The organism is Citreicoccus inhibens (assembly GCF_019039035.1).
GTDB classification, from domain to species: Bacteria; Myxococcota; Myxococcia; order Myxococcales; family Myxococcaceae; genus Citreicoccus; species Citreicoccus inhibens.
Genome location: NZ_JAHNZT010000019.1, coordinates 25943 through 51782, shown reverse-complemented (window position 1 = coordinate 51782; position 25840 = coordinate 25943). Strand labels below are relative to the sequence as shown.

Annotated in this window: 22 protein-coding genes and 3 tRNA genes; 16 read left to right on the top strand and 9 right to left on the bottom strand. The window is 70.1% G+C overall.

The window, feature by feature from the left end; genetic code table 11:
• The first annotated feature begins 5 nt into the window (after positions 1-5).
• Complete coding sequence (locus KRR26_RS21735) at positions 6-1571, top strand: pyruvate dehydrogenase complex dihydrolipoamide acetyltransferase (RefSeq protein ID WP_217080708.1); 1566 nt, start codon at positions 6-8, stop codon at positions 1569-1571.
• A gap of 22 nt (positions 1572-1593) precedes the next feature.
• Here the strand turns inward: KRR26_RS21735 and KRR26_RS21730 are convergent, their stop codons facing one another.
• The gene (locus KRR26_RS21730) at positions 1594-1812 is read right to left on the bottom strand and encodes a hypothetical protein (RefSeq protein ID WP_120201029.1); all 219 of its coding nucleotides are present in this window, start codon (positions 1810-1812) and stop codon (positions 1594-1596) included.
• Positions 1813-1993: 181 nt separating this feature from the next.
• Here KRR26_RS21730 and KRR26_RS21725 point away from each other — a divergent pair, with 181 nt between their 5' ends.
• Together KRR26_RS21725 and KRR26_RS21720 are read left to right on the top strand one after the other, a co-directional pair.
• Positions 1994-2251: a DUF2795 domain-containing protein gene (locus KRR26_RS21725; protein ID WP_120201027.1), complete on the top strand. Its 258-nt coding sequence runs from the start codon at positions 1994-1996 to the stop codon at positions 2249-2251.
• 159 nt (positions 2252-2410) lie between these two features.
• Positions 2411-3568, top strand: a complete 1158-nt coding sequence (locus tag KRR26_RS21720) for a sensor histidine kinase (RefSeq protein ID WP_120201025.1) — start codon at positions 2411-2413, stop codon at positions 3566-3568.
• Here the strand turns inward: KRR26_RS21720 and KRR26_RS21715 are convergent.
• Positions 3540-4115, bottom strand: a complete 576-nt coding sequence (locus KRR26_RS21715; RefSeq protein WP_328707185.1) for a hypothetical protein — start codon at positions 4113-4115, stop codon at positions 3540-3542. The two genes, KRR26_RS21720 and KRR26_RS21715, sit on opposite strands and share 29 nt — an antisense overlap.
• Positions 4116-4187: 72 nt before the next feature.
• On the opposite strand from KRR26_RS21715, the gene KRR26_RS21710 reads away from it, so the two are divergent.
• Positions 4188-5156 (top strand): response regulator, encoded by a 969-nt coding sequence (locus tag KRR26_RS21710; RefSeq protein ID WP_199723632.1) that lies wholly within the window; start codon positions 4188-4190, stop codon positions 5154-5156.
• Positions 5157-5223: 67 nt separating this feature from the next.
• On the opposite strand, the gene KRR26_RS21705 is transcribed toward KRR26_RS21710, so the two are convergent.
• The 5 genes from KRR26_RS21705 to gltX form a co-directional block, all read right to left on the bottom strand.
• A tRNA-Glu gene (locus KRR26_RS21705) sits at positions 5224-5295 on the bottom strand.
• A 72-nt stretch (positions 5296-5367) separates the two neighbouring features.
• A tRNA-Glu gene (locus KRR26_RS21700) sits at positions 5368-5439 on the bottom strand.
• 75 nt (positions 5440-5514) lie between these two features.
• Positions 5515-5585: transfer RNA gene (locus tag KRR26_RS21695), tRNA-Gln, on the bottom strand.
• A 53-nt stretch (positions 5586-5638) separates the two neighbouring features.
• Entirely contained in the window at positions 5639-6052 is a 414-nt protein-coding gene (locus KRR26_RS21690) for a hypothetical protein (protein ID WP_120201019.1), read from the bottom strand.
• Positions 6053-6129: 77 nt separating this feature from the next.
• Positions 6130-7569, bottom strand: coding sequence for a glutamate--tRNA ligase (gltX, locus tag KRR26_RS21685; protein ID WP_217080706.1), 1440 nt, complete (start codon positions 7567-7569; stop codon positions 6130-6132).
• Between the two features lie 111 nt (positions 7570-7680).
• Here gltX and KRR26_RS21680 point away from each other — a divergent pair, with 111 nt between their 5' ends.
• The 4 genes from KRR26_RS21680 to KRR26_RS21665 are packed head-to-tail and all read left to right on the top strand — an operon-like array spanning position 7681 to position 10815.
• Positions 7681-8241 carry a hypothetical protein gene (locus KRR26_RS21680; protein WP_120201017.1) on the top strand — a complete coding sequence of 187 codons (561 nt, stop codon included), beginning with the start codon at positions 7681-7683 and terminating at the stop codon, positions 8239-8241.
• On the top strand, positions 8241-9119 hold the full coding sequence (locus tag KRR26_RS21675) for a myxosortase-dependent metalloprotease, MXAN_2677/MXAN_2678 family (protein ID WP_120201015.1): 879 nt from the start codon (positions 8241-8243) through the stop codon (positions 9117-9119). The genes KRR26_RS21680 and KRR26_RS21675 overlap by 1 nt, the downstream gene beginning before the upstream one ends.
• Positions 9116-10051 carry a myxosortase-dependent metalloprotease, MXAN_2677/MXAN_2678 family gene (locus KRR26_RS21670; protein ID WP_233576479.1) on the top strand — a complete coding sequence of 312 codons (936 nt, stop codon included), beginning with the start codon at positions 9116-9118 and terminating at the stop codon, positions 10049-10051. The genes KRR26_RS21675 and KRR26_RS21670 overlap by 4 nt, the downstream gene beginning before the upstream one ends.
• A gap of 56 nt (positions 10052-10107) precedes the next feature.
• Positions 10108-10815: an HAD family hydrolase gene (locus KRR26_RS21665; protein ID WP_217080705.1), complete on the top strand. Its 708-nt coding sequence runs from the start codon at positions 10108-10110 to the stop codon at positions 10813-10815.
• 44 nt (positions 10816-10859) lie between these two features.
• On the opposite strand, the gene KRR26_RS21660 is transcribed toward KRR26_RS21665, so the two are convergent.
• Complete coding sequence (locus tag KRR26_RS21660) at positions 10860-12929, bottom strand: protein kinase domain-containing protein (RefSeq protein WP_120201011.1); 2070 nt, start codon at positions 12927-12929, stop codon at positions 10860-10862.
• A 239-nt stretch (positions 12930-13168) separates the two neighbouring features.
• Here KRR26_RS21660 and KRR26_RS21655 point away from each other — a divergent pair, with 239 nt between their 5' ends.
• The 7 genes from KRR26_RS21655 (at position 13169) to KRR26_RS21625 (ending at position 20972) form a co-directional block, all read left to right on the top strand.
• On the top strand, positions 13169-13732 hold the full coding sequence (locus tag KRR26_RS21655; RefSeq protein ID WP_120201009.1) for a chemotaxis protein CheW: 564 nt from the start codon (positions 13169-13171) through the stop codon (positions 13730-13732).
• Positions 13729-15084, top strand: a complete 1356-nt coding sequence (locus KRR26_RS21650) for a CheR family methyltransferase (RefSeq protein WP_217080704.1) — start codon at positions 13729-13731, stop codon at positions 15082-15084. Before KRR26_RS21655 ends, KRR26_RS21650 begins: the two co-directional genes overlap by 4 nt.
• Before the next feature lie 33 nt (positions 15085-15117).
• Positions 15118-16725 carry a methyl-accepting chemotaxis protein gene (locus KRR26_RS21645; RefSeq protein ID WP_120201005.1) on the top strand — a complete coding sequence of 536 codons (1608 nt, stop codon included), beginning with the start codon at positions 15118-15120 and terminating at the stop codon, positions 16723-16725.
• Positions 16722-17135 carry a response regulator gene (locus KRR26_RS21640; protein ID WP_120201003.1) on the top strand — a complete coding sequence of 138 codons (414 nt, stop codon included), beginning with the start codon at positions 16722-16724 and terminating at the stop codon, positions 17133-17135. The genes KRR26_RS21645 and KRR26_RS21640 overlap by 4 nt, the downstream gene beginning before the upstream one ends.
• 5 nt (positions 17136-17140) lie before the next feature.
• Positions 17141-17719, top strand: a complete 579-nt coding sequence (locus KRR26_RS21635) for a chemotaxis protein CheW (protein WP_199723631.1) — start codon at positions 17141-17143, stop codon at positions 17717-17719.
• Positions 17720-17733: 14 nt separating this feature from the next.
• Positions 17734-20271: a hybrid sensor histidine kinase/response regulator gene (locus KRR26_RS21630; protein WP_120201001.1), complete on the top strand. Its 2538-nt coding sequence runs from the start codon at positions 17734-17736 to the stop codon at positions 20269-20271.
• A gap of 92 nt (positions 20272-20363) precedes the next feature.
• The gene (locus KRR26_RS21625; protein ID WP_217080703.1) at positions 20364-20972 is read left to right on the top strand and encodes a DedA family protein; all 609 of its coding nucleotides are present in this window, start codon (positions 20364-20366) and stop codon (positions 20970-20972) included.
• Positions 20973-20990: 18 nt separating this feature from the next.
• Here KRR26_RS21625 and KRR26_RS21620 read toward each other — a convergent pair whose 3' ends face one another.
• Positions 20991-22589: a patatin-like phospholipase family protein gene (locus KRR26_RS21620; RefSeq protein ID WP_217080702.1), complete on the bottom strand. Its 1599-nt coding sequence runs from the start codon at positions 22587-22589 to the stop codon at positions 20991-20993.
• Positions 22590-22771: 182 nt separating this feature from the next.
• Here KRR26_RS21620 and KRR26_RS21615 point away from each other — a divergent pair, with 182 nt between their 5' ends.
• On the top strand, positions 22772-25834 hold the full coding sequence (locus KRR26_RS21615) for a poly(A) polymerase (protein WP_217080701.1): 3063 nt from the start codon (positions 22772-22774) through the stop codon (positions 25832-25834).
• Positions 25835-25840: the final 6 nt, after the last annotated feature.

Below are 25840 nucleotides of genomic sequence, written 5' to 3'. Positions count from 1 at the left end.
CGCTCATGGCCACACCCATCCAGATGCCCAGCCTGTCCCCGACCATGAAGGAGGGGAAGATCGTCAAGTGGCTGAAGAAGGTGGGAGACAAGATCTCCTCCGGCGACGCGATCGCCGAGGTCGAGACGGACAAGTCCAACCTCGAGATCGAGGCCTACGACGACGGCGTGCTTCAGCAGATCGTCGTGGGCGAGGGCGAGATGGCCACCGTGGGCGCGCCCATCGCGTACCTCGGGGCCAAGGGTGAGAAGGTCGCGGCCCCGAGCGCCGCGCCCGCCAAGCCCGCCGCTCCGGCTCCCGCTCCTGTCGCCGCGGCTCCCGCCGCGCCCGCCGCTTCGTCCGAGGGCATCGCGGTGCTCATGCCCTCGCTCTCCCCGACCATGAAGGAAGGGAAGATCGTCAAGTGGCTGAAGAAGGTGGGCGACAAGGTCTCCTCCGGCGACGCGTTGGCCGAGGTGGAGACGGACAAGTCCAACCTGGAGATCGAGGCGTACGACGACGGCACGCTCGCGCGCATCGTCGTGGGCGAGGGCGAGATGGCCACCGTGGGCGCGCCCATCGCGTACCTGGCGGGCAAGGGCGCTCCCGCGTCGGCTCCGAAGCCGGCCGTGGCTGCGGCACCGACCGCGGCGCAGACGCCGGCCCAGGCTCCCTCGGCTCCGAAGCCGGTGGTGGCCCCCGCCGCCACGGGAGGGCGCGTGCGCGCCAGCCCGCTGGCGAAGCGCATGGCTCAGGACCGTGGGCTGGACCTGTCGCGCGTCCGGGGCTCCGGTCCGCTCGGTCGCGTGGTCAAGCGCGACATCGAGCTGGCGCTGACGCAGGGCACGGCGCAGGCCGCCGCCCCCGCCGCGAAGAAGCCGGCCACGCCGGTGACGCGGTCCGTGGGCGCGCGCCCCGAGCCGGTGGCGATGCCCATCTCCACCATGCGCAAGGTCATCAGCCAGCGCCTGGGTGAGGTGAAGCCCGGCGTGCCGCACTTCTATCTCACCATCGAGGTGGAGATGGACGCGGCAACCAAGGTGCGCGAGGACGCGAAGGCCATCGACGTCAAGGTGTCCGTCAACGACATCATCGTGAAGGCGGCGGCCATCGCGCTGCGCCGCTCTCCGAAGATCAACGTCGCGCTGTCGGGAGATCAGATTCTCCAATACGGCACGGCGGATGTGGGCATCGCGGTGGCCATCGAGGACGGCCTCATCACCCCCGTCATCCGTGACGCGGACCTGAAGGGGCTCCAGGCCATCTCCGCCGAGTCTCGCGACCTGGCCGAGCGCGCGCGCAAGAAGGCGCTCAAGCCGGAGGAGTACAGCGGTGGCTCGCTCACGGTGAGCAACCTGGGCATGTACGGCATCGATCAGTTCATCGCCGTCATCAACCCGCCGCAGTCGGCCATCCTCGCGGTGGGCGCGGTGGCGGACAAGGTGGTGGTGCGCGAGGGACAGATGGTGATCCGCAAGATGATGACGGTGACGCTCTCGGGCGACCACCGCGTCATCGACGGTGCCACCGGCGCCGAGTACCTGCGCGAGCTGAAGGGCCTGCTCGAGCACCCGACGCGGCTGTTGTTCTAGTCGTCGTCTCGGCCGCCGCGCGTTAGTGGCGCGGCGGCTCGACGTCTTCCTCCAGCCGTCGCTGGGCCTGAGTGACGCGGGCCTGCTCATCGCGTGTCGTGCCGGTGGGCAGGTCCTCCTCGTGCTCGCGAGAGCGGCAGCGGATGCCGGGCCAGGGCTCGGGCCGCGTGGCCTCCACGTGCTCAATCCTCTCCGCGTAGCCGTTCTCACCGCCTGCCGCGTCCCGTCGCTGCTCCGCCATGGCCTGTCTCCTTCCAGACAGCCTCCGAGGGGTGTCCGTGGTTGTACGGTGGGCTGCCCCGGGGGAGCCGGTAACCCGGGGACGTAGGGGGCTCGTCCCCCCGGTTGTCCGACAGGCGCTGAAAAAAGGCCGGCAGGCCGGCGCTTTCGCTGCTTAACTTCACCACCAAATGAACGACGACATGTCACGCGAGCGGCTCGGCGGCACGGGTGCGCCGGAGCCGGAGTCTCGCGTCGGAAGCGCTCCCTCCCTCGCTTCCTCGCTGAAAGAGGCCCTGACTGGCGCGGTCTTCCCGCTCACCGCGGAGGAGCTGGCCTGGGTGGCCCGTGAGAACGAAGCCCCCGCGCCGCTGCTCACCCAATTGGGGACACTGCCGCGCGGCCGCTTCGACTCGGTGGATGCCGTGGCGCGCGCGCTGGAGCACGCCGCCACACCCTGACGGGGTGGAGTGCCCGCCGCGTCGGCACCGCCTTCCCTCTCTTGTCTCCGGACGGGGAGTGGGTGCGACACGCCCCGGGGGCGATGTCTGAGGGACGCGTTATTCTGGGCTCGACCAGCCTGACTTCCGGATATGGGAGCCACGGTCTGGAGGAGCACCATGAACGCCTCGGAACTGCCTGCCGTGCTGTACGTGGACGACGACGCCCTCAACCTGAGGGTGTTCGACGCCAACTTCGGGCAGCGCTTCCGCATCTTCCGTTGCTCGTCTCCCAATGAAGCGCTCGCGCTGCTGGAGCAGCGGCGCGGCGAGATTGGGGTGGTGCTCTCCGACCAGCGCATGCCGGGGATGAGCGGCGTGGAGCTCTTGGAGCGCGCCCGCACCATCGCGCCGGACGCCAAGCGCATGCTCGTCACGGCGTACGCGGACATGCAGGCCGTCATCGACGCGGTGAACCGCGGTCAGGTGACGCGCTACTTCGTGAAGCCGTGGGACCGCGCGGAGCTGCTCGCGGCGCTGGAGGACGCGCTCAAGATCGCGCGACTGGAGCTGCGCATCCGCGAGGTCGAAGGGCGGATGATGAAGTCGGAGCGTCTGGCGACGCTGGGCCAGGTGACGGCGGGCATCGCGCACGAGTTGATGGGGCCGGTGGGCTACCTCACGCAGAACGTGGCCTCGCTGCAGCGGGACATGGAGCGGGTGGTGCAATACGTGTCGCGCCACCTCGCGGAGGATCCAGACCCCGAGGTGTCCTCCACCGTCGAGGACCTGCCCGCGCTCATCAAGGACCTCTCGGACGGCGCTGACCACCTGCGCGGCGTGGCGCTGGGTCTCCGCGCTCAGGCGCGAGGCGAGGACCTGGAGGCGACCGCGGACGTCTCGGAGGTGGTGTCCTTCGCGGTGAAGCTCGCGCGCGCCGAGGTGCGAGACCGCGCGCGGCTGACGAGCAGCGGCGAGCCGGTGCGCATCGTGTTCGGCCCGGTGAAGCTGTGCCAGGTGCTGCTCAACCTCATCGTCAACGCCGCGCAGGCCATGGAGGGCACGGGCCGTCCGGGGCGCATCGAGGTGCGGTGGACGGTGCGCGCGGAGGACGTCGTCCTGTCCGTCGTCGACAACGGCTGCGGCATCCCGGGCGAGTTGCAGGAGCGCGTCTTCCAGCCGCTCTTCACCACCAAGCCGGTGGGCGTGGGCACCGGCCTGGGCCTCTCCATCTGCCGGGAGCTGGTGGCCCAGTTCGGCGGCGCGCTGCGCCTGGCCTCCACGCCCGGCGAGGGCACGGAGATCGAACTCACCCTCCGGCGAGCCCCGCTCCCCTGAGCCCGAAGGCGTTGTGCAGCATGCGCCACACGCGGTGCAGCGCCTCGGCCTCCGTGGGCCGCGCACCTTGCACGAGCACCGCGTTTCGGAGGCTCGCCTCGGGGCCATACTCCACGACGAGCGCGTAGCCTCGGCCGGAGCGCTCGACGATGCGCACCGCACGCACGTCATCGAAGGGCACGGTCTCCGCTCTCGTGCCGCCCGGTGCCCAGGTGAGCGTCTCCAGTCGCAGCGTCTCCGTGCGGAAGTGCAGCACGAAGCGCCGCCGACCCAGCCGTGACTCCAGTTGGAGCGCGAAACCCAGGAGCGCCGCGGCCAGGACCGTGAGCGCCAGGGCGCCCAGCCCGGGCAGGCTCTGGCCCCGGACGAACTGGGTGAGGGCGCCCAACGTGCATCCTCCCGCCAGGGCCACGCAGAAGGCGGGCAGCAGGTGGACCCAGGGGGCGGGACGCGACTCGCCCACCAGACGCGCTTCGTCGTAGCGCAGCGTCACATCGCCCACCGTGCGGGGCACCCGGTTGTCCCGGAGCGCGTCCTCGAAGCTCACGCCGCCCAGCATAGCGGACCCATGCAGTCTCACCCTCGAAGTTGGACCTGAGCTGTGCGATCCTCCGAATTCATGGAACTCCCGTTCGAGACCGGTGAGGGCGAAGGCGGTGGGGGAGGGACGCTCGCCTCGACGGTCATGGTGGTGGACGACGAGCCGGTGGTGCTCGACATCTGCTCGCGCCTGTTGGAGCGCGAGACGGACCTCGTCGTGGTGTTGGCGGGCAGCGCCGAGGAGGCGATGTCCATCCTGAAGGAGCAGCGTGTCGACGTCCTGGTGACGGACAAGAACCTGCCGGGGCTGGGCGGTGTGGAGCTCATCGCCGAGGCTCGGCGGCTGCAGCCCGCGCTGGAGGCGGTGATGATCACCGGCTACGCGAGCAGCGAGTCCGTCATCGCCGCGTTCGCCGCGGGCGCGAGCGACTACATCCTCAAGCCCTTCGATGACCTGCGGGTGCTGCGCGCCAAGGTGCGCGCGGCCCTGGAGCGGCGAGTCCAAGGCGTGCGCACGCGCGACGAGGCCCGGGAGGTGGCTCGGCAGGCGGCGACGTTGCTGCAAGCCGGACGCGACGCGCCCGAGCCCGCGCACGCCGCGCTCGAGGCCGAGCTGCGCGCCTACGAGGATGCGGTGCGAACCGGCCAGCGGGGCCACGTCGCGGTGGTGGGCAGCGAGCACGCGGTGTCGCTCCTCCAGGCCGCGGGTTTCGAGGCGGTGGGGCTGCCGCCGTACTCGCCGCAGCTCGCGGGCGCGGACGTCGTGGTGGTGGAGACGGGGGATCCGCAGTGGCGCACGCAGGCGGAGCGGCTCCACAACCAGCCACCGGATGTCCTCCTGCTGGCGGGCGCGGACGCGGACCTGAATGACTTGCTGGAGGCCATCACCCTGCGCATGGACCTGGTGGGCTTTGGCGCTGGAGACCAAGGCGCGAGGGTCCTGCCCGAGAAGGTGCGCATGCTCCTCTTGCGCCGCGGCATCCAGCACGCGCAGGAGCGGCTCGGCCGGGCGCTGGAGGCCTTCCGTCAGAGCATCCCCGCGCGCTGACGCGGGGCAGGGCGCCAAAAACGAACAGGGCCCCGAGGTTTCCCTCGGAGCCCTGTGTTCTTTCGAGTGACCCTGCCGGGATTCGAACCCGAGTTTGTGCCGTGAGAGGGCACCGTCCTAACCGCTAGACGACAGGGCCGATGTCCTGGCCTTACAACAAAAAAGGCCCCCAGATTCCTCTAGAGGCCTTCTTTCGCTCACGAACGGCGAGTGACCCTGCCGGGATTCGAACCCGAGTTTGTGCCGTGAGAGGGCACCGTCCTAACCGCTAGACGACAGGGCCGTTACGTTTGCAACACGCTCTGACTTCGAGCGCTTCCTACCGTCTCCACCTTCATGCGTCAATCGGAGACTTGAGCTGGGGAACTAGGATTCGAACCTAGATAAGCAGAGTCAGAGTCTGCTGTCCTGCCGTTAGACGATTCCCCAAGGACTGCGGCGGCGCTTCTACTACCAACTGGACTGCCGAACTTCAACTACTTCTACTTCGTTTTTCGTCCTGGCTTCGACTCCGGCTTCTTCACCGGCTTCGGGGCCTGCTGCAGCGGCACCACGTAGATGCGAACCTCTTCGTTGTTCGCCTCGTAAATATTCAGCCCCTCGAAGTTCTTCCCCGTGGGGTTGCTGATGTGGACCGCCTTCACGCCCGGCTGGTTGACGATCGACTTCCGAGGGTAGCTGGAAGCCGGATACACCGACTTGTAGTAATCCAGCGTCGCATCGAAGTCGCGTGGCGCCCGGTATCGATTCTCCCCGACCTTCTGAGAACCATCCGGAAGTTGGGCGCCGCTGACCACCTCGGCTCCCGCCACTGTCACCCAGAGGGCCAACAGCACCCCCCCGAGCGGGCGCGCTTTATAGGAATGCCGTCGCAGGGTGTCAAGCCGTCGCATCATTGCTCGCGAAGATAGGCGCCGGGCGGGCGCGCGTCCACCGGCTTCACGCGCCCGCTGGCTGAAGGATTCGCTCCGGCTCAGGCGGTGCGCGTCAGGGCCGAGTCGATCCGACGCAGGGCCTCATCGCGGCCCACGAGCATGAGCGTCTCACCGATGCCCGGGCTCGTGGTGTTGCCCGTGACGGCCACGCGCAGCGGCTGGGCGACCTTGCCCATGCCCACGGCCGCCTGCTCACTGACGGCCTTCACGACGGCGTCCACCGCGTCGGTGCTCCAGGCGGGCAGGGCCGCGAGCTGCTCACGCACCTGGGCCAGCAGCTTGAGCGAGTCCCCGGTGAGGTGCTTGGCCGCGGCCTTCTCGTCCAAGGTGACGCCCGAGCGGAAGTAGATGGTCGCGGTGGTGGCCATCTCCTCCAGCGTCCGCGCGCGCTCGCGCAGGGCCAACACCAGCGGCTCCAGGCGCGCGTCGCCCCTGGCCGAGATGCCCTTGGCCTCCAGGAAGGGCACGAGCCGCTCCGCGACGGTGGCCGGGGGTAGCAGCTTGAACCACTGCTGGTTGAGCCACAGCAGCTTCTCCGGATTCCACACGCCCGAGGTGCTGCCTACGTCCGCGAAGTCGAACCACTCGAGCATCTGCTCGCGCGAGATGACCTCGTCGTTGCCGTGGCCCCAGCCCAGCCGGATGACGAAGTTGAGGAGCGCCTCCGGCATGATGCCGTTGCGCTTGTGCAGCATCACATCCGCCTCGGGGTGCTTGCGCTTGGAGAGCTTCTCGCGATCCGGGCCGAGGATGAGCGGCAGGTGCGCGAACTCCGGCGGCGCCCACCCGAGCGCCTGGTACAGCATGAGCTGCGGGAAGGTGCTGTTGACGTGCTCCTGGCCACGCGAGACCAGGGTGATGTCCATCAGGTGGTCGTCGATGACGCAGCCGAAGTTGTAGAGCGGGATGCCGTCCGCGCGCAGCATGACCCAGTCATCCAGGTCCGAGTACGGCTTGGTGATGACGCCCAGCACCTTGTCGTTGAACGACACGGTGCCCTCCTCGCGGGGCATCTTGAAGCGAATCACCGCGTCCTCGACGCGCCGGCCCGCGGGCGGCGCCTTCAACTCGCGGCACGTGCCCTCGTACTTGTACGCGCGCTTCTCCTTTTCGGCCGCGGCGCGGCGCGCCTCCAGGTCCTCACGGGTGCAGTAGCACCGGAAGGCCTTGCCCTCGGCGATGAGGCGCTCGGAGTGGGTGCGGTACGTGTCCAGCCGCTGCGTCTGGAAATAGGGGCCGTACTTGCCCTCCTTGCCGGGCCCCTCGTCCCACTCCAATCCCAGCCACTTCAGTCCATCCAGGATGGCTTGCACCGACTCCGGGGTGGACCGCTCCTGATCCGTATCCTCCATGCGCAGCATGAAGTTGCCGCCGAAGCGGCGCGCGTAGAGGTAGTTGAAGAGGGCCGTCCGGGCGCCTCCGATGTGGAGGTATCCAGTAGGGGACGGGGCAAAGCGGACACGGGGAGCTTGGGCCATAGGCAAGCGCGCGGGATAGCAGTTGGACACCAGGGGGTCAACGCAAGCCACCCCTTGCTCGATGCGCGCGTGGGGCGGTGGGGATAGGCTGCGCCGCCAAGGAGACACTTCATGTCGATTCGTCACGTACTTTGCACGCTGCTGCTGGTGGGGCTGCTCGTGGGACGGCCGGCGGAGGCCACGACCTTGCTGCGCGCGGACCTCACCTCGCTGGCGCGGGGCTCGGATGCCGTGGTCCACGGCGTCGTCCATCGCGTGCAGAGCCGGTGGAGCGGGGACGGCATGCGGATCGTCACGGACGTGGAGGTGGAGGTGACGGAGTCCCTCAAGGGACAGCCGGGGGGCACGGTGCTCATCACCCAGCCGGGTGGACGGGTGGGGGACCTGGGGCAGGTGGTGAGTGGACTCGCGAGCTTCGCGCCGGGCGAGGAGGTGGTGCTCTTCCTGGAGAAGCAGGGCGCGTCCGCCTTCCGAGTGTCCGGCATGGCGCAGGGCAAGTATCAGGTGCAGCGTGGCGCGGGCGCGCGCTCGGCCATGGCCGTGCCCGCTTCGCTGGGGGACGCGGTGGTGTTGGATCCCCAGTCGCGTGAAGTCTCCCAGTCGAGTGCTCAGCCCATGACGCTGGAGGCGCTGAAGGCCGCCATTCGCGCGGCCCTGCAGGAGGCGAAGTGATGCTCGCGCTCGCCTCGTGGGTGGTGGCGCTCGCGCTGGGGCAGGCGTCGGATCCATATGTCCGCAGTCGCGTCGTCGCGGGCGACTCCTCCTCCCAGGCCTTGTTCTGGAATCAGCCCCGCATCGACTGGCAGCAGAGCAGCCTGGGCAATCCGAACATGAACCCGCACACCGAATTCGATGCGGTGCGCGAGGCCTTCAAGAGCTGGCAGACCCTCTTCACCCGTTGCGGCAATCTGGACTTCGCGGAGGGCCCGCTCGTGGACGCGCGCAAGGTGGGCTTCACGCGCGATGGAGACAACCAGAACCTCGTGCTCTTTCGGATGACCCGCTGCAAGAGCTTCGTGGATGCCTCGGATGCGTGCTGGAAGGCAGGGACGTGCGCCAACCTGTACGACTGCTGGGACGACGAGGACGGCACGCTCGCCGTGACGCTCACCACGTATGACGAGCGCTCGGGGATCATCCGCGACTCAGACATCTCCTTCAACGCGGCGACCTATACGTTCACGACGGGCAGCGGCGCGCCGTGCGTTCTCGTGCCCGGCCCGAACTGCGCCTCCACCGATGTGCAGAACACCGCCACGCACGAGATTGGCCACCTGGTGGGGTTGGACCACACGCGCGCGGCGGGCTCCATCATGAACCGGAGCTCGTCGCCCGGTGAGCTGTCCAAGCGGGTCATCGACAGCGGCTCGAGCGAGTTCGTCTGCGTCACCTATCCCAAGGGCGGCATGAGCCAGTCGTCGCCGCACCCCGTGGTCGACCTGGAGCTGGGGCCCAAGGCGGGGTGTGCCGCCGCGGGAGGCGGATTCTCGGCGCTGGCGCTGCTGGGGCTCGGCGTGCTCGCGCGTTCGCGCCGCAGGGGTGTCCGGTGAGGAAGAGGAGCCGCCTGCTCCTGCTCGTCGCCTGCGCGCTCGCTGGGGCCGCCGGCGCGCAGCAGGGGTTGTCCTTCCGGCGCACGACGATGCGCGGTCGTTCGCTGTGCTTGATGTGGCCCGGGCGCGACTACGTCTATCACCTGGACGCGGCGGGGACGGCGCGCACGCCTCGCGACGCGGCGGTCGCGGCCATCGAGGCGGCCTTCGACAGTTGGCGGGCCCTCTCCGCGTCGTGCAGCGACTACCGCTTCATTCGCGGCGATGACTGGACGCTGCCGGCGCTCGCTGGCTACGACAAGGAGCACCCCGCCGACAGCTACAACGTCATCCTCTTCCGCGACCGCGCCTGCCAGGACCTGGTCGCGATGGATGACCCCTGCTGGGACGCGGAGACGTGCGGCAACCTCTACGGGTGCTGGCAGCACGGCGCGGCGACCATCGGGCTCACCACGTCCACCTACAGCTTCACGGACGGTCGCGTGCTCGACGCGGACATCGAGCTGAACTCGTCCCAGCCGGGGGGCTCCACGGGGTTCCTCTTCACCACGGTGAATGCTCCGGTGTGCTCCGGCCCGGCGCAGCCCACCTGTGTGGCGACGGATCTGCAGAACACGCTGACGCATGAGATTGGCCACGTCGTGGGACTGGACCATGTGGATGACCGCGGCTCCACGATGGAGCCCACCGCGCCGCAAGGGGAGACCGCCAAGCGCGTCATCGACTCGGGCTCGGCGCGGGGCTTCTGCTCCACCTATCCGCGCGGGCTTCCGCCCACGCAGTGCGAGCCTCCGAAGGATGAGGGCATGAAGCTCGCGGTGGACGGGCGAGGCACGGGGTGCGCGAGCACCGGGTCTGGCTCGGCCCTGGCGAGTCTGGTGCTCGTGGCGGGCGCCCTCGTGCGTCGCCGGGCCCTCCGGGCGGGCGGTTGAGCGGACGGCCCCCCACGGGGCTGCCGATACCGGTTCGCGCGGTTTAAGGTAAGGGCGTGGCCGTCGCCTTCTTCGATCTCGACAAGACGCTGCTCGCGGCGAACTCCGGCTCGCTGTGGATCCGCCGGGAGCTCGCGCTCGGGCACATCACCCGGTGGCAGGCGGTGCGCGCGAGCCTGTGGATCGCCCGCTACCACCTGGGCTTCGTCTCCATGCAGGACGCGGTGCAACGGGCCATCGCGTTCCTCGCGGGCACGGACGCCGAGGCGCTCCATTCGCGCACGCGGGACTTCTACGCGGAGGAGGTTCGTCCTCTCTACCGGCCCGGCGCGCTGCGCGCGGTGGAGGCACACCGGAGCGAGGGAGATCGGCTGGTCCTCCTGACGTCCTCCTCGGGCTATCTGTCCGACCTGGTGGCCAAAGAGCTGCGCCTGGACGCGGTGCTCTGCAATCGCTTCGAGGTCGGGAGCGATGGCCTGCACACAGGGCGTCCCCTGGGGCCCATCTGCTTCGGTGACGGCAAGCGCACCCACGCTGAAGCCTACGCGCGCGCGGTGGACGTGCCGCTGTCCGCGTGTGCCTTCTACACGGACTCGTTTTCAGACATGTCCGTGCTGACGGTGGTGGGGCGGCCGGTGGTGGTGCACCCGGACCATCGCCTGCGGCGCGAGGCGCAGCGACGGGGTTGGCCCGTGGTGGATTGGGGCGTGCCGGGAGCGCGCAGCGCGCTCGGGTCTCCCGGCCTGCCCTCCGCCGGAACGTGAGCGGGGACCGGGCCGCCCGTGTGGACGGCCCGGAGCCTCGTGCTTCAGCGGCGCGGCATCACGAGGCGCATGGTGAACGTGTAGTCCACGTTCACCGCGCGGCCCTGGTACTGGATGGGCTTGTACGTGCGCGACTGCAGGGCGGCGAGGACGACCTGCTCCATGCCCGTCACCATCTTCAAGGGGCGACAGTTCTGCACCTTGCCCTTGGTGGTGAGGGTACAGCGCACGGCGACGAGCCCCTCGGCCTTGGCGGCCAGCGCCTCGCGCGTGTACGCGATGGGCTTGCCTTCATCCTCGGGGATGGGGCGCTCCATGTCGTTGTTGAACGGGATGACCGCGTCGGGGTCCTTGGCGACGAGGACGTGGGCGGGAATCACGGGCACCGCCAGGCTCCCCACGGCGCCAGCCTGCGCCGCCGCCGCGGTGCCCACGGCCGCAGCGGACTTGGTGTCCACGGGCGCGGGCGCGGGCGCCTGGGCCGTGGCGGGAGCCGCCGCCATCATCACGGGCGCTGCCATGCCACCGGCCGTCACGGGCGCCAGGTTCTCGAAGTCCTCGGGCGTGGTGGCATTGGCCAACTCCACGCGCCCGCCTCCACTGCCGCTACCGCCGCCTCGCTTGCGCGAGAGCTTCTGGGAGAGCACCACTTCGCCAGAGCCGCCGGTGATGACCGTCTCCGTCTGGTAGCCCTCGAGCTGGAAGGTCAGCTCCGCCGTCACGCTGCCCTCGGCGCCCAGCGGCACCTCCAGGGTGAACGGCGTGACGCCGCGCTCGTGTCCCTTGTAGTAGACGCGCGCGCCGTTCGGCTGGCTCATCAACTTGAAGCGCACCTTGCCGGCGCCCACGGGCGTGGTGGGCTCGGGCGCGGGGGCAGGGACCGCGGGCGCGGGGGCCTGGGCCACCTGCACCGGCTTCTTCTCTTCGGCCGAGCCGCGCATGAAGAACAGCGCGCCGGCGAGGACGCCCGCCACCACCACGCCGCCCACCAGGCCGCCCATCAAGAGCGTGCGCTGGCGGGCGCGCTGGACCGCGCGGGGCACCTCGACGCTGATGTCCACGGCGAGCGTGTCACCGCCCTCGGTGTTGCCCGCCACGTTGGAGAACAGCGGCGAGGCATATGGCCCCGTCGTAGGGGGAGAGGGGTAGGGGCCCGTCGTCGTCGAGCCACCGGGCCGCTTGAACACGCCGCTGCTTCCGCCCGCGGACATGGTGGCCTCGCGCAGGCCCTCCAAGAGCTCGTCCATGCTCTGGTAGCGGCGCGCGGGGTCCTTCTCCAGACAGCGCCGCACCACGAGCTCAATCTCGGGCGGCACGGAGATGTCCGGCCGCATCGCCTGGAACGTGGGGGGCGGCTCCTTGTAGTGCGCGAAGATGAGCTCGATGTGGTCGCGCGCGATGAACGGCGGGCGCGCCATCATCATCTGGAACAGCACGATGCCCAGCGAGTACACGTCACTGCGCGCGTCCGCGACGTTGCGCGCCTGCTCCGGCGCCATGTACTGCGGTGAGCCGAGGAACGTGCCGTTCTGGGTGATCTCCGGACTGACCGGCCCCTCCTGCGCCGGCGCCACCGACTTCACGAGCCCGAAGTCGAGCACCTTGACCAGATCCTGATCCTGCTCGTTCAGGATCATGATGTTGGCGGGCTTCAGGTCGCGGTGGATGATGCCCAGGCTGTGTGCCTCGCGCAGAGAGCGGCACACCTGCTGCGCGATGGAGATGGCGCGCTGCCACGGCAGCGGTCCCACCTGCCCGAGCACCTGGGCCAGCGTGCGACCCTCCAGGTACTCCATGGCGATGTAATAGATGCCATCATCCGTCTGCCCGTAGTCGATGACGGTGACCGTGTTCGGGTGGCGCAGCTTGGACGTCAGCGAGGCTTCGCGCAGGAAGCGCTTCTGGAAGCCCGGGTCCCGGCTGCTCGGGAAGTTCGGATTGAGGACCTTCAGGGCGACCATGCGGTCCAGCGGGGCCTGCAGGGCGCGGTAGACCTTGCCCATGCCGCCAAGGCCCAGGGGTTCCTGGATGCTGAAGCGACCGTTCAGTGTGCGACCGATGAGCGGATCTGGCCCCGGGGCTTCGGCAGGGTTTGGGGAATCACCCTTGATCATTCGTGCCCCCAGGAAGCAAGGAACATGGGTTCTCCGGAAATGCGACAGTCCGGCATCAAACCACAACTGAAAGGTGGGGCACACCCCAGGGGTCAACCCACCACCAGGTCCAGTCAGCGCAGACCCGGCGACAGCAGATGGAAAACGGTGGACGATCCGCCCTTGCCCGCATTGCGTTGCGTTGGAACCCGGATTACCGTTTTTTCACCCGCGGCCTCTACAAAGGCCGGAGTTCCCTGATGGCCGAACCCCCGAACAAGACCGCGGATGTGCATCTGCGCCGCGCCTCGGTGCAGGAGCGCCTGGGGGCGCTCGAGGCCGAGCAGGCGCAGCTGCGTCGCGAGCTGGCGCAGCTGGATGGCGAGGTGCGACTGCCGGGCATGTACCTGACGGTGGAGGCCGCGGGGACGTCCGCGCTCTTGCCGGCGGACTCGGTTCAGGAGGTGGTGCGGCTGGTGGCGCTGGACTCGCTGCCGGGGGCGCCCAAGCACGTGGTCGGCTCGTTCATGTACCGGGGGAGTCCCGCGGTGGTGGTGGACGTGGCGCGGCTGTTGGGTGTGCGACGCGAGCCCGACCTGGACTCGCACCTGGTGGTCTGCAAGGGCCAGCGGCTGGTGGCGCTGCTGGTGGATCGCGTGAAGGACCTGGTGGAGGCGCCGCTGTTGGTGGATGGCGCTCCGTCCGGGGACTCGGTGCTGCCGTGGGATGGCACTGGGATGATGGCGGGCCTGTGCCGCACGCCGGAGGGCATTCGCCCGCTGCTGCGAACCGCGTCCGTGCTGGCCGGGTCGGAGGGGTCGTGAGCGAAGGGCTCCTCGACGACGTGACGCTGGCCCAGGTGGAGGACGTGCTGCAGTCGGCGTGTGGACTGACGCTGGCGCGCAGCCTCCGTCGCTCGCTGGAGACCGCGCTCGCGCGGGCGGCGCAGGTGCGCGGCCTGTCCGCCCCGGTCTTCCTCCGGCAACTGCTCTTGCGCGAGCCCGCGGCGGTGGAGGTCTTCATCGAGCACGCGGTGATCGGCGAGACGTACTTCTTCCGTCACCCCGAGCACCTGCGCGCGCTGGCGAGGCTGGCCGTGGGCACGACGGGCACCTTCCACGTGTGGAGCGCGGGCTGCGCCAGTGGCGAGGAGCCCTACAGCATCGCCATGGCGTTGCGCTCGGCGGGGATGACCGAGGGCCGCTTCCGCGTGCTGGCCACCGACGTGTCCGGCCGTGCGCTGGAGCGCGCGCGGGCGGGCGTGTACGGGCCCTGGTCGCTGCGGCGCATCGAGCCCGACCTGGAGCGCCAGTTCCTCGCGGAGGACGCGGGCGACCTGCTGTCGGTGGTGCCCGAGGTGCGGCGCGCGGTGGACTTCCGCCGGCACAACCTGGCGATGGACCCGGTCCCGACCTCGGGGCTCAACGCCATCTTCTGCCGCAATGTCCTGATCTACTTCCCGCCGGAACTCGTGGCGCGGGTGCTGCAACGGCTGGTCGCGGCGCTGGCCCCGGGCGGGCTGCTCTTCGTGTCTCCCGCGGAGGTGCCGCTCACCAACGCGCTGGGGATGGAGACGCTGGACGCGGAGGGCTGCGTGGTGCTGCGCCTGCCGCCGCCGGGGTGGAAGCCCGCGGCGACCGCGGCGAGTGCGCCTCGCAAGGAGCGCACGCGCGCGGTGCCGTACCTGCGGCTCCTGGAGCGACCGCGCGCGCTGGAGTTCCTGGACGTGCCGCCGCCGCCCGTCGAAGTGGAAGACGCGCCCATCGAAGCGCCGGGCTCGGAGGCCATGTCACGGGCTCGTGATGCGGCGCGCGCGGGTCGCTTCGATGAGGCCGAGGCGCTGGCCCGCGAGGCAGCGCGCGCGCTGTCGCCCGAGGCGTACCTGCTGCTGGCGATGGTCGCGGAGTCGCGCGGAGACTTGGACGGCGCGGTGGCGGAAGTGCGCAAGGCGCTCTATCTGGAGCCGCAGCTCGCGCTCGGCCACGCCACGCTGGTGTCGCTCTACGGCCGGCTGGAGCGCCGCGAGGACGCGGAGCACGCGCGGCAGAACGCGCTGCGCGCGCTGGACGGGCTGGACGATGAGCAACCCCTGCGAGGGGTGGAGACGATGACGGCGGGAGGGCTGCGGCAAGCGCTCTCGCCGAGGACGCAGGCGGGTTGGCGGGGCGCGCGCTAGGCCGCCGCCGCACGCAGTCCGGAGGGAGGTCACGTGGATGTGAAGGGGAAGAAGCTGGCGCTGCCCGGACCGCTCAACGCGTCGCGGCTGGGCCTGCGGACGAAGATTCTCGTCGCGACGGCGGGCTTCGGGATGCTCGTGGCCGGCATCCTGATTGGTGCCTTCTGGGTCCAGACGCGCGGCGCGCTGCGCGACGAGTTGACCAAGCGCGTCCGCTCCGCGGCGATGGGCACGGCGTTCGCTCTGTCCGCACCCGCGGCGGGGCAGGACGTGGCGCGCTTGAAGTCCGGCGCGGACACCGCGCTCAAGGAGCAAGCGGACGCGGCCTACGTCGTCGTGCGCGACGCGGCCGGCGCGGTGGTGGCGCGCTCCGCGAGCGAGCGCTTCGCGGGGGCCGTGGCAGTGGATGCCGCGAGCGGCGATGGCGTGGCGGACCGAAGCCTGGAGGTCGCCGGGTTGCCCGTGGTGGAGACCACCGCGCCCATCATCGTCGTCGCGGCGGGTGGCGCGCGGCAGCGGGTGGGCACGGTGCAGCTCGCGCTGGAGGAGGCGGCCATCTCCGACGTGCTCGTCTCCAACACCGTGCGCATGGTCGTCGTGGGCGGAGTGGTGTGGCTCGCGTGCTTGCTGGCCGCGGCGGCCATGGCGCGGCTGCTCGTCATCCCCATGGAGCGACTGGCGCGCGCGGCGGTGGGCATCGCGGGTGGAGACCTGCGCCAGCAGCTCGACACAGAGGGCACGGACGAGATTGGCGATGTGGCGCGCAGCTTCGCCACCATGGCGGACGCGCTGACGCACCTGTTGCAGGACTTGCGCGGCGCGGCCTCGGACCTGGAGCGCGAGGCGGCGCACGTGCTGGCCACGTCCACGCAGCAGTCCGCCATGGCGCACCAGCAGGCCTCGGCCATCAACGAGACGAGCACCACCGTCGCGGAGATTGCCCAGACCTCGAAGCAGGCCACCTCCTACGCGGACTCGGTCATCACCCAGACGCAGCAGGCCGAGGCGCTGAGCACCGAGGGACAGACCATCGTCTCCGAGAGCGTGGAGGGCATGGAGAAGCTGGGCGCGCAGGTGAAGGCCATCGCGCTGGCCATCACCGACCTCAATGAGCGCACGCTGCAGATTGGCGACATCATCGGGCAGGTGAAGGACGTGGCCGAGCAGTCCAACCTGCTCGCGCTCAACGCCTCCATCGAGGCGGCCAAGGCGGGGGAGCACGGGCGCGGCTTCGCGGTGGTGGCCACCGAGATGCGCACCCTGGCCGAGCAGTCCCGCATGGCGGCGGATCAGGTCCGCGCGCTCTTGGGCGAAGTGCAGAAGGGCACGCGCGCCTCCGTGGCCGCGACCGACGAGGGCAGCCGTCGCGCCATGGCGGCCATGGATATGGCGCGCGCGTCCGGCGAGGCCATCGCGGGCTTGTCCGAGGTCATCCGCGAGTCCTCGGGCGCGGCGCGGCAGATCGCCGGCAACACCCGGCAGCAGACGATTGGCGTGGAGCAAATCGCCGCGGCGATGAGCGAGCTGACCTCCGCGATGGGCGACTCCGTCGAGGGAACGCGCCGTATCGAACAGGTCGCCAACAACCTCACCTCCCTTTCGAAGCGGTTCTCGGAGCTCGTCGGTAGGTACCAGCTATGAACGGCAACGTCATTGGCACGGCAAAGAAGTCGCCTCGGGTTCTCATCGTCGAGGACACGAAGACCATCACCAACTTGCTCCAGGTGTACCTGATGGGCTGGGGGTTGGATTTCTTCGACGCCCCCAACGGTGCGGTGGGCCTCAAGCGCGCCCGCGAGCTGCGGCCGGACCTCATCATCTCCGACGTGCAGATGCCGGAGATGGATGGGTTCGCGCTGTGCGCCGCGGTGCGCGCGGATACCAGCCTGCATGACACACCCCTCATGCTGCTCACGTCGCTCAAGGACGACGCGAGCCGGCAGAAGGGGAAGCTCGTGGGGGCCAGCGCCTTCCTGAACAAGCCGGTGTCGGTGGATGATCTGCGCTCGAAGGTGCGGGACATCCTGAAACTGCCGGTCACGAAGTACTGAGCCCGATGCCCATCGAAGACTCCGAACTGGAGATTGATTACGCCGCGCTGCGCGCGCAGCTCGACGAGGCGCAGGCCCTGCTGGAGGGCACGCAGGCCATCAGCCCGCAGCGGCGGCGCGAGGTGCTCAACTCGCGCGCGCGGGTGCTGGCGGCCTCGCGGCATGAGGTCCGGCAGGAGGTCATCACCGTGCTGGCCTTCCTCGTGGGCGGAGAGCGCTACGCGGTGGGCATCGAGCACGTGGACCACGTGCTGGAGGCGCGCGGCCTGTGCTCGTTGCCGGGGGCGCCACGCCATGTGCTGGGCGCGCTGGTGAGCCGCTCGCGCGTGGTGCCGGTGCTGGACCTGCGGCAGTTGCTGGGGTTGGAGGGCGGCGGCATGTCCGACCTCGGCAAGGTCGTGGTGGTGGAGGTGGGCGAGGAGGCCTTCGGGCTGGCGGCGGAGTTGGTGGACGGCCGGCGCGAGCTGCCTCGCTCCGAGCTGTCCCAGCCTCCGCCCGGGCCCTTCCTGTTTCTCACGCCGGATCGACTCACGGTGCTGGACCTCGAGCAGCTGGGCAACCCCGCTGCGGCGAGGCCGGGCTAGAGGGGCGGGGCGCAATGGATCCGCAGTTGCTGCGCAGCATCTGGCCGGTGTTCTCCGCGGAGACGCGTGAGCAGATCCAGGCCATCGGTTCGAAAGTGCTGGGGCTGGAGCAGTCGGCGTCCGACCGCGAGCCGGAGCTGTTGCCCTCGCTCAAGCGGACCGTGCACAGCTTGAAGGGCTCGGCGGCGAGCCTGGGGCTGGAGGACATCGAGCAGATCATCCACGCCATCGAGGATGGACTCGCGGGCCTCAAGCCCGACGAGACGCTGGCGCGCGGGATGGTGGAGGCGATGCTCCGGGGCCTGAGCGCCATCGAGACCGCGCTCGGGCGTGGCGACGCGGGTGAGACGCCGGCGGTGGACGGGGTGACGGCGCTCCTGGCGTCGTTGGGCCGGCAGGCGCCGAAGCCCCGCGTGGACGAGGACGGGCTGGGGGCGAACGGGCTGCGCGTGCTGGAGGCGCTGGAGGCGTCGCTGGGCCGGTTGGTGGCCCCCGCGGTGCCGGACCGGGCTGGCGCCGTGCGCACCGCCGTGGAGCGCGCGCAGGCGCTGAAGGCCGCCGCGGTGGTGGCGGGCGCCGAGCGGGTGGTGTCGCTCGCGGAGTCCACCGCGCTGGGCTTCATGCGGATGGAGGCCGGCGGTGACGCCGCGGGCGTGGCCGCGTCCGAGGTGGCGGGCGCGCTCGTGGATCTGCGCGCCGCGCTGGAGGCGGTCGAGGTCGTGAAGGAGCACCCCGCGGGCCGTCCGCTGGTGGCTCCCGCGCCGCGCGTGTCGAGTGAGAAGCCCGCGTCCACCGCGTCCAAGGTGGCGCCGGTGGACTCCAAGGGCGGCGCCGCGGACCGCACCGTGCGCGTGTCGGTGAAGACGTTGGACTCGCTGGCGCTTCAGGTAGAGCACCTGGTGGCGGGGCGGGCGCAGCAGGGACGGCGCATGGAGGGCTATCGCGCCATGACGGACCAGGCGCACGAGGTGCTGCTGCACCTGGAGCGCTCCGCGTCCCAGCTCGCGCTGTCTGGAGGCGGGAGCGCGCTGGAGCCGCTGCGCGCGGGCGTGGCGCTGATGCGCACGCTCCAGAAGCGACTGCTGGAGCAGGCCAAGGAGGCGCACCGCGACGGTGAGCAGCTCGCGCTGGTGGCCCAGGTGGTACGCGACGACCTGCGTGACCTGCGCATGGTGCCGGCGTCCCAGGTCCTGGAGCCGCTGCGGCGCACGGTGCGGGAGACCGCGTCGCGCCTGGGCAAGGACGTCAACCTGGACCTGTTCGGCGGCGATGTCCGGTTGGACCGCCGCATCCTGGACGCGCTGAAGGATCCGCTGCTGCACCTGGTGCGCAACGCCATCGACCATGGGCTGGAGACTGCGGAGGTCCGACGCGCGGCGGGCAAGCCCGCGGAGGGGCGGCTCTCGGTGCGGGTGGAGCCCCGGGGCACGCGCATCGGGGTGGTGGTCGAGGACGATGGCTCGGGGCTCGATCCCGCGCGCGTCCGGGCGACGGCGGTGCGCCGCGGCCTGATGACCCAGGACGCCGCCACGAAGCTGACGGATGCGCAGGCGGCGCGGCTGGTGTTCCAGCCTGGGTTCTCCACGCGCGACGAGGTGACGGCCACGTCGGGGCGCGGGGTGGGGTTGGACGTGGTGCAGTCCACCGCGCAGCGCCTCCAGGGCGCGGTGAACGTGGACTTCGTCCCGGGTGAGGGCACGCGGTTCACGGTGGATCTCCCGCTCACGCTCGCCGCGGCGCTGGGCCTGCTCGTGCGCACGGGGACGACCGTGACGGCCATCCCGTCCGACACCGTGAAGCGCGTGCTGCGGCTGAAGCCCGAGGACGTGGGGACCGTGGCGGGCCGGGTCGTCGCGCGCATGGATGGCGATCAGCTCACGTTCCTGTCGCTGGGCGAGGCCATCGGCCTGCCGCGACTGCCGTTGATGCTGGAGTCCGGGAAGCTGCAGACGGCCGTGCTGCTCGTGCTGGGCGACGAGCGCGTCCTCTTCGCCATCGACGAGGTGGTGGGCCAGCAGGAAATCGTGGTGCGCTCGCTGGGGCGCCACGTGCAGGGCGTGGCCCACCTGGCGGGCGCGGCGGTGTTGGACGACGGGCGCGTGGTGCCCGTGCTCAACGCGCCGGAGTTGCTGCGGGCCGCGAAGCCGGAGACGCGCGGCGCGGGGCCCGAGGCGCGGCGTCCGCGCATCCTCGTCTGCGACGACTCGCTGACCACGCGCTTCGCGATGAAGTCGCTGCTGGAGATCGCCGGCTATCCGGTGGTGACGGCGGCGGACGGCGAGGAGGCGTGGGGTGTGTTGGAGCGCTCGCCTTGTCAGTTGGTGGTGAGCGACTGGCAGATGCCGCGCCTCGATGGCGTGGGGCTGACGCGGCGGATCAAATCGCACGCGATGCTGCGGCGCACGCCCATCATCCTCGTGACGTCCCTGGACAGCCCGGAGGACCGGGCGGCCGGCCTGGAGGCTGGTGCGGATGGCTACCTGGTGAAGCGGGAGGTGGAGCGCGGCAAGCTCCTCGAACTCGTCCGCCAGTTGTTGCCCGCGTCGTCCTGAGTCGCGCTCAGGGGCGAGGCGACCAGGCGGGCGCGTCCTTCTCCTGCCCTCGGCGCATGGCCACCCTCGCTCTTGAGGAGCGGGGAGGCGCCGTGGACGAGCAGGTGGTGACGTGGATCGCGGCGTTCTCGTACCCGGCGGTGTTCCTGCTGCTGGTGCTGTGTGGCGTGGGCGCGCCCCTCAGCGAAGAGCTCGTGGTCATCAGTGGTGGTGTCATCGCGGCGCGCAGCGGCGCGAACCCCGTGCTCATGATGGCGGTGGCCTGGCTGGGCATCCTCGTGGGAGACAGCCTGCTCTTTCATCTGGGCCGCACGCTGGGCCCGCGAGTGCTCCAGCATCCCAAGCTGCGGCGGGTGCTCACCCCGCGACGCGTGCACACCGTGCAGCAGCGCTTCTCGCGCTTGGGCGCCGGGGCGGTGCTGCTGGCCCGTTTCCTCCCAGGATTCCGCGCGCCGTCCTTCCTGCTCTCGGGCGCGAGTGCCATCCCCTATCGCCGCTTCCTCCTCGCGGATGGCATTGGCGCCGTCTTCTCCGCGGGCGTCGTGACGTGGCTGGGCTATCGCTTTGGCGCGCGAATCCTCGCGGACTTGCGCGGAGGACTGCATTGGGTGCTGGGAGGCGTGCTGGTGCTCGGGGCGGGATGGCTCGTGGCGCGATGGTGGCGCCGGCGCGGAGGGTTGGGCGTGCCCGCGCCGCCGTGAGCTGGAATGTGTCTGGCTTCAGGCCGCGACGCGGGGCTGCTCGGGGACGGGGCTCGGGGCCTGGTTGAAGGTGGTCCACTGCGCCCGCAGGCGCGTGTAGAGGTCGTGCAGGGCGGTGCCCGGCTTCTCGCACGCGTCCGCGTGGTCCGCGAGCAGGTGGCGCAGCAAGGTGAAGCAGGTGGTGGCCTCGCCCGCGGTGACCAACATGTCGAACTGGGACGCTTGGGTGAACCACAGCGTGGTGGGCATGGCGCAGGCCTGCTGCGCAAGCGTGACCAGGTGCTCCTGGGGGCGCATCCACGGGTGCGCCGAGAATAGCTCGGGCCGATTCCGGGTGAGGTCGGCGATGAGGTTGGACATCCGCCGCCCCTGGTAGTCGGGGTCCTTGTACACGCGGTCGAAGATGAGCCCGCGCACGCGCTTCATGAAGACGCCCGAGGTGAGGGCCACCATCGACGACACTCGCAGCACCGCCATCTGCGCGAACTCGAGCACCGTCAACTCTCGGAACGGAGGCCATGCGTTCACGTCCACGTGCTCCCGGACGAGCGTGAACACGTCCAAGAGGCGACGGCGGATCCACCCGAGCGCCGTCGCGACCGAGGCGGTCAGCAGGCCGGGGATGAGGTAGAGGAAGGCGTCGCGCAGCGTCCATCCTGGGGCTCTTGCCGCGGAGATACCGCTGACCGCGAGGATGAGCGCGGAGACGATGCTGAGGATGAACAACGCCCAGCCCATCCACGACGCGGCACGGAGCGTCACCCAGCCGCGGCTCGTCGGGTTGGGAGGGACGGAGTAGATGGGCCCGTTCTCCACGCTGACGTCGGAGATGAGCAGCTTGACGTGGGACGAGGACTCGAAGGCCAGGAGCAGGCTGTCGATGCCCTGATTGTCATAGATGCCCCCGTCCATCAGCGGCAGGCCCTTGGCGAAACGCTCGCCCAATTGCTTGCGCGCTTCATCGAGTGGGAGCGCGGTGGGCCAATGGAACTGATCCGGGAAGACAAAGGGCTCGAAGCCACCCGGGAAGCAGGACGACGCGGCGGCGATGTCCGCGAGTCGGACCTGCCGAGCCACGGCCAACGGCATGGGGAAGCGGTTGTTGCCGTGGACGATGTTCGTGTTGGCGCTGCGGCGGAATCGGAAGTCGAGCCCCGAGGAGAACTCGGTCGAGTTGAAGATGGCCTCGTTCAGGCTGAGTCCGCGCGCGTCCATGACCTCGCCCAGGCGGCGGTCTCCGAACAAGTCGTCGCGCGCGTAGACGGTGGCGGCCGAGCGGATGAGGCTGGCCCAGTCATGACTCGTCGCCTCGCGCTGGAGGGTGAGCTGGGCGAGCGCCTCGCCAATGACATTCGTCCGCTTGAGGTAGGCCCCATACTTCTCGGAGAACTCCGGGAAGGACTTGCCATCGAGTTGACTCGACACCCAGGCGAGCCCCGTGAGGGTTCCGCCCGACACGGTGGACAATCCCACCACGTCCCCCAGCAATCCCACGCGGTGGAGGAAGCGAAGCGTTCCCAGGTGGTAGGTCGCCGCGCGATAGCCCCCGCCCGACAACGACAGCGCGAGGGGACCGAGTGGACCGTGTCCCTGGGGCTCGGTCGGAGTGTCAGTCATGTCAGGGCTCCGGAGGGCAGATTGAAAGCCCGCACTATAGTCACTCCCAGCAAGGCGCCCGAGGGCTGTCAGCTCTGTTATCGCGGTCACGTCCGGGCCGCGCGCTGAGGCCCCCGGTTGGGACTCGGCGTATCGTGCGCTCGGGCCCGCCCGCGCATTCCCTTCCACGCGGGTGATGAGCCATGTCCCAGACACGTTTTCCTACCAGCCGCGAGGTCTATCACCGCATCCGATGGGACCCTCGGCTCGACGCGCGTGAGTTCGTCATTGGCTATGACGCTCACGGTGACGTGCTGGAGGAGATGCCCTTCGGTGCCTTCGTTCCCGATGGGGAGATTCCCTGGCACCGTGTCTGGCTTTTCAAGCATGGGCGCCGGGTGGTGTGGGATCGCCGCGAGCGGCTCGACCTCCTGGATTCCCTCATCCCGCATCAGGAGGCGCCTCGGGCGCTGGATCCTCCTGCTGAGGGCTCGGACCTCTCCGCGGGGTTCTCTCCGCTCTTCGCCCATCGCTTCGATGTGAGGTCGGGCACCTGGCTGGCGGTGTCTCCGACCGGACTTCTCCCCGCCACGCCGACCTCTCGTGCGCGGTTATCGTTGGTGACCTTCAACGTCTTGTTCGACGTGTACGACGCGGAATGGCTCGCCACGGAGCGGCGGATCCCCGCCGCGCTCACGGCGCTCCGTGACTGTGACGCGGACGTGCTGGCCTTGCAGGAAGTCACGGCGGCATTCCTGGCGGCGCTGCTCGCGGAGCCTTGGGTTCGTGAGCGGTACTGGAGTTCGGATGCACCGGGCTCCGCGACGGTGAACTCTTCGGGGCAGGTGCTGTTGTCGCGCATCCCCTTCGCCACGCTCGCGCACCACGTCTTCAGTCGTGACAAGCGGTTGCTCGTGGGGCGGCTCGCGCTCGCGGAGGACGCGCCCTGGGTGGTGACCACGCACCTGACCAGCTCTCGGAGCGCGGAGGGGCCGGGGCTTCGGGGGCGCCAACTGCAGACCTTGTTGTCGTGGGCGCAGTCCTTGGGAGACGCTCCGCTGTTCCTCGCAGGGGACTTGAACGTCCCCGAGGATGCGCCCGAGACGGCGGCCTTGGCGCGTGCGGGCTTCGTGGATGCGTGGTTCGCACTGCGCCCCGGAGCGTCAGGGGAGACGTATGACCCGGCACGCAACGCGCTCGCGGCGCTGACCACGCGCTCGGGACGACGGCAGCGGTTGGACCGGGTGCTGGTGCGAGACCTCGCGGGGCGCTGGTCGCCCGATGCGGTGACACTCTTTGCGGAATCGCCGCTGCCTGGGCTTCCATCGCCCGGAGGGGAGCCGCTGTTCATCTCGGATCACTTCGGCGTGAGGTGCGAGGTGCGCCGAGGCCCGGTCGAGGAGCTGCCATCTGGCGCGCCCGAGGAGCCACTCGCGACCGCGTCGCTCACGCATCACACCGCGGTGGTGTTGATCCCTCCCGCGCGAGTCTGGCCGCCCATCCAGGCGCTGCGCGCGAAGCACGACGCGAAGTTCGAGCGGTGGATGCCGCACGTGACGCTGCTGTATCCGTTCGTGGAGGAGCAGCACTTCGACGCGGCGGAAGCGCGGCTGCGCGCGGCGCTCCAATCCCTCCAGCCATTCGAGGTGACGCTCGCCGACGCCGGGCACTTCGACCATCGTGCTTCGCGGACCGTCTGGCTTCGTCCTGAGGACAGCCCGCGCGGTGCGCTCCACGAACTCCACGCCGCGCTCCAGGCGGTGATGCCCGCGCGCCAGGAGTCCACGTCTCCGGGGCACACAGGCTTCACGCCGCACTTGAGCGTCGGCCAGTTGCAGAAGCGTGAGGACGTGGCGCAGGCCATCGCGCAATGGTTCCGACACTGGCGCCCGCTCTCGTTCGAAGTGACGGAGGTGTGCATCATCCGCCGAGTGGGAGACGCGCCGTTCGAGGTCGTGCGCCGTGTCCCGCTGGGCAATCCGGGGCCGGGGGGAAGGCCCGATGGCGAGGCGCTGCGGTCCGCATTGGACCTCGTGCGTGCGCCGGTCTCCGGGGAGGCGCGGGCCATCCGAGAGGCCGCGGTGCGCCGGCTGGCTTCAGCCTGCGTGTCCCTTGGCGCGGAGATGTTGCCCTATGGCTCCTTCCTCCTGGGAACGGATGACGGGGGGAGCGATGTGGATGCGGTGGCCATTGGCCCGGGAGACCTGTCACGCGAGGACTTCGCCCACGGGCTCAACGCCTGGCTCACAAGTCACGAGCCCGAGGCGCGGGCGCGCGATGTCTCAGATGCGGCCATTCCGCTCTTCAAGCTGCGCCTCCAGGGCGTGAGCTTCGACCTCGCGTACGCCCGCCGCCCCGAGGGCGTGGCGCCCTGTCCTCCAGAAGTGCTCCTGGCGCGACACGGCGCGGCGATGGACCCCGCGGGCTTTCGTGCGGTGAATGGCTGGGCGGACACGCGCGCCTTGCTCGACCGGGTCGCGGTGGATGGCGCAGGCTTGGAGCGCTTCCGAGAAGTGCTGCGAGGGGTGAAGGTGTGGGCACGGGCGCGTGGGCTGTACTCGCATGCGCTGGGGTATCTCGGGGGGATGTCCTGGGCCATCCTGGCGGCGTGGGCGTGTGTTCATGCACCGGGGGCGGGAACCGGCTCCACGGCGGAGGTGCTCGCGTACTTGTTCGAGACCTTCGCGCGTTGGCCCTGGCCCAGGCCCGTGACGCTCACCGAGTCGACCTCTCGCTACCGGGCCGAGGGCCGTCGAGACATCCTGCCTGTCATCGCGCCCGCGCTGCCGCCGCGCAACACCGCGCGGAACGTCTCCCGCTCGACGGCGCAGACGCTACGAGACGAGTTGGAGCGCGCCCAGGTCCTGGTCGCGCGAGCGCGAGACGCAGGCACGGTGGAGGCATGGCGCACGCTCTTCGAGCCCGCGATGCCCCGTCGCGAGCCACGGACGCGGCTCGCGGTTCGTGTGGAGGCCGCCACCGCCGAATCGCGCGAGCGCGCCTTGGGCTGGGTGCGGGGCCACATGACGGCGCTGGTGTATGGCTTGGAGTCGGAGCGCTCCCTCTTCGTGCGCCCATTCGAGGACTCCGCGACCGAGGGCTTTGTCCTCGGTCTGTCGTCGCGCGCGCCCGAAGGACTGGCCGCGAGCTTCGCGCGAAGGGACAGTGCGCTCGCGCGGACTCTGGCGGAGTTCCGAGCGGACTTCGAAGCGTGGCCTCAACGGCCGCCAGACGCTTCGCTCCACCTGGAGCCGCAGGTCGACTGAGGCACA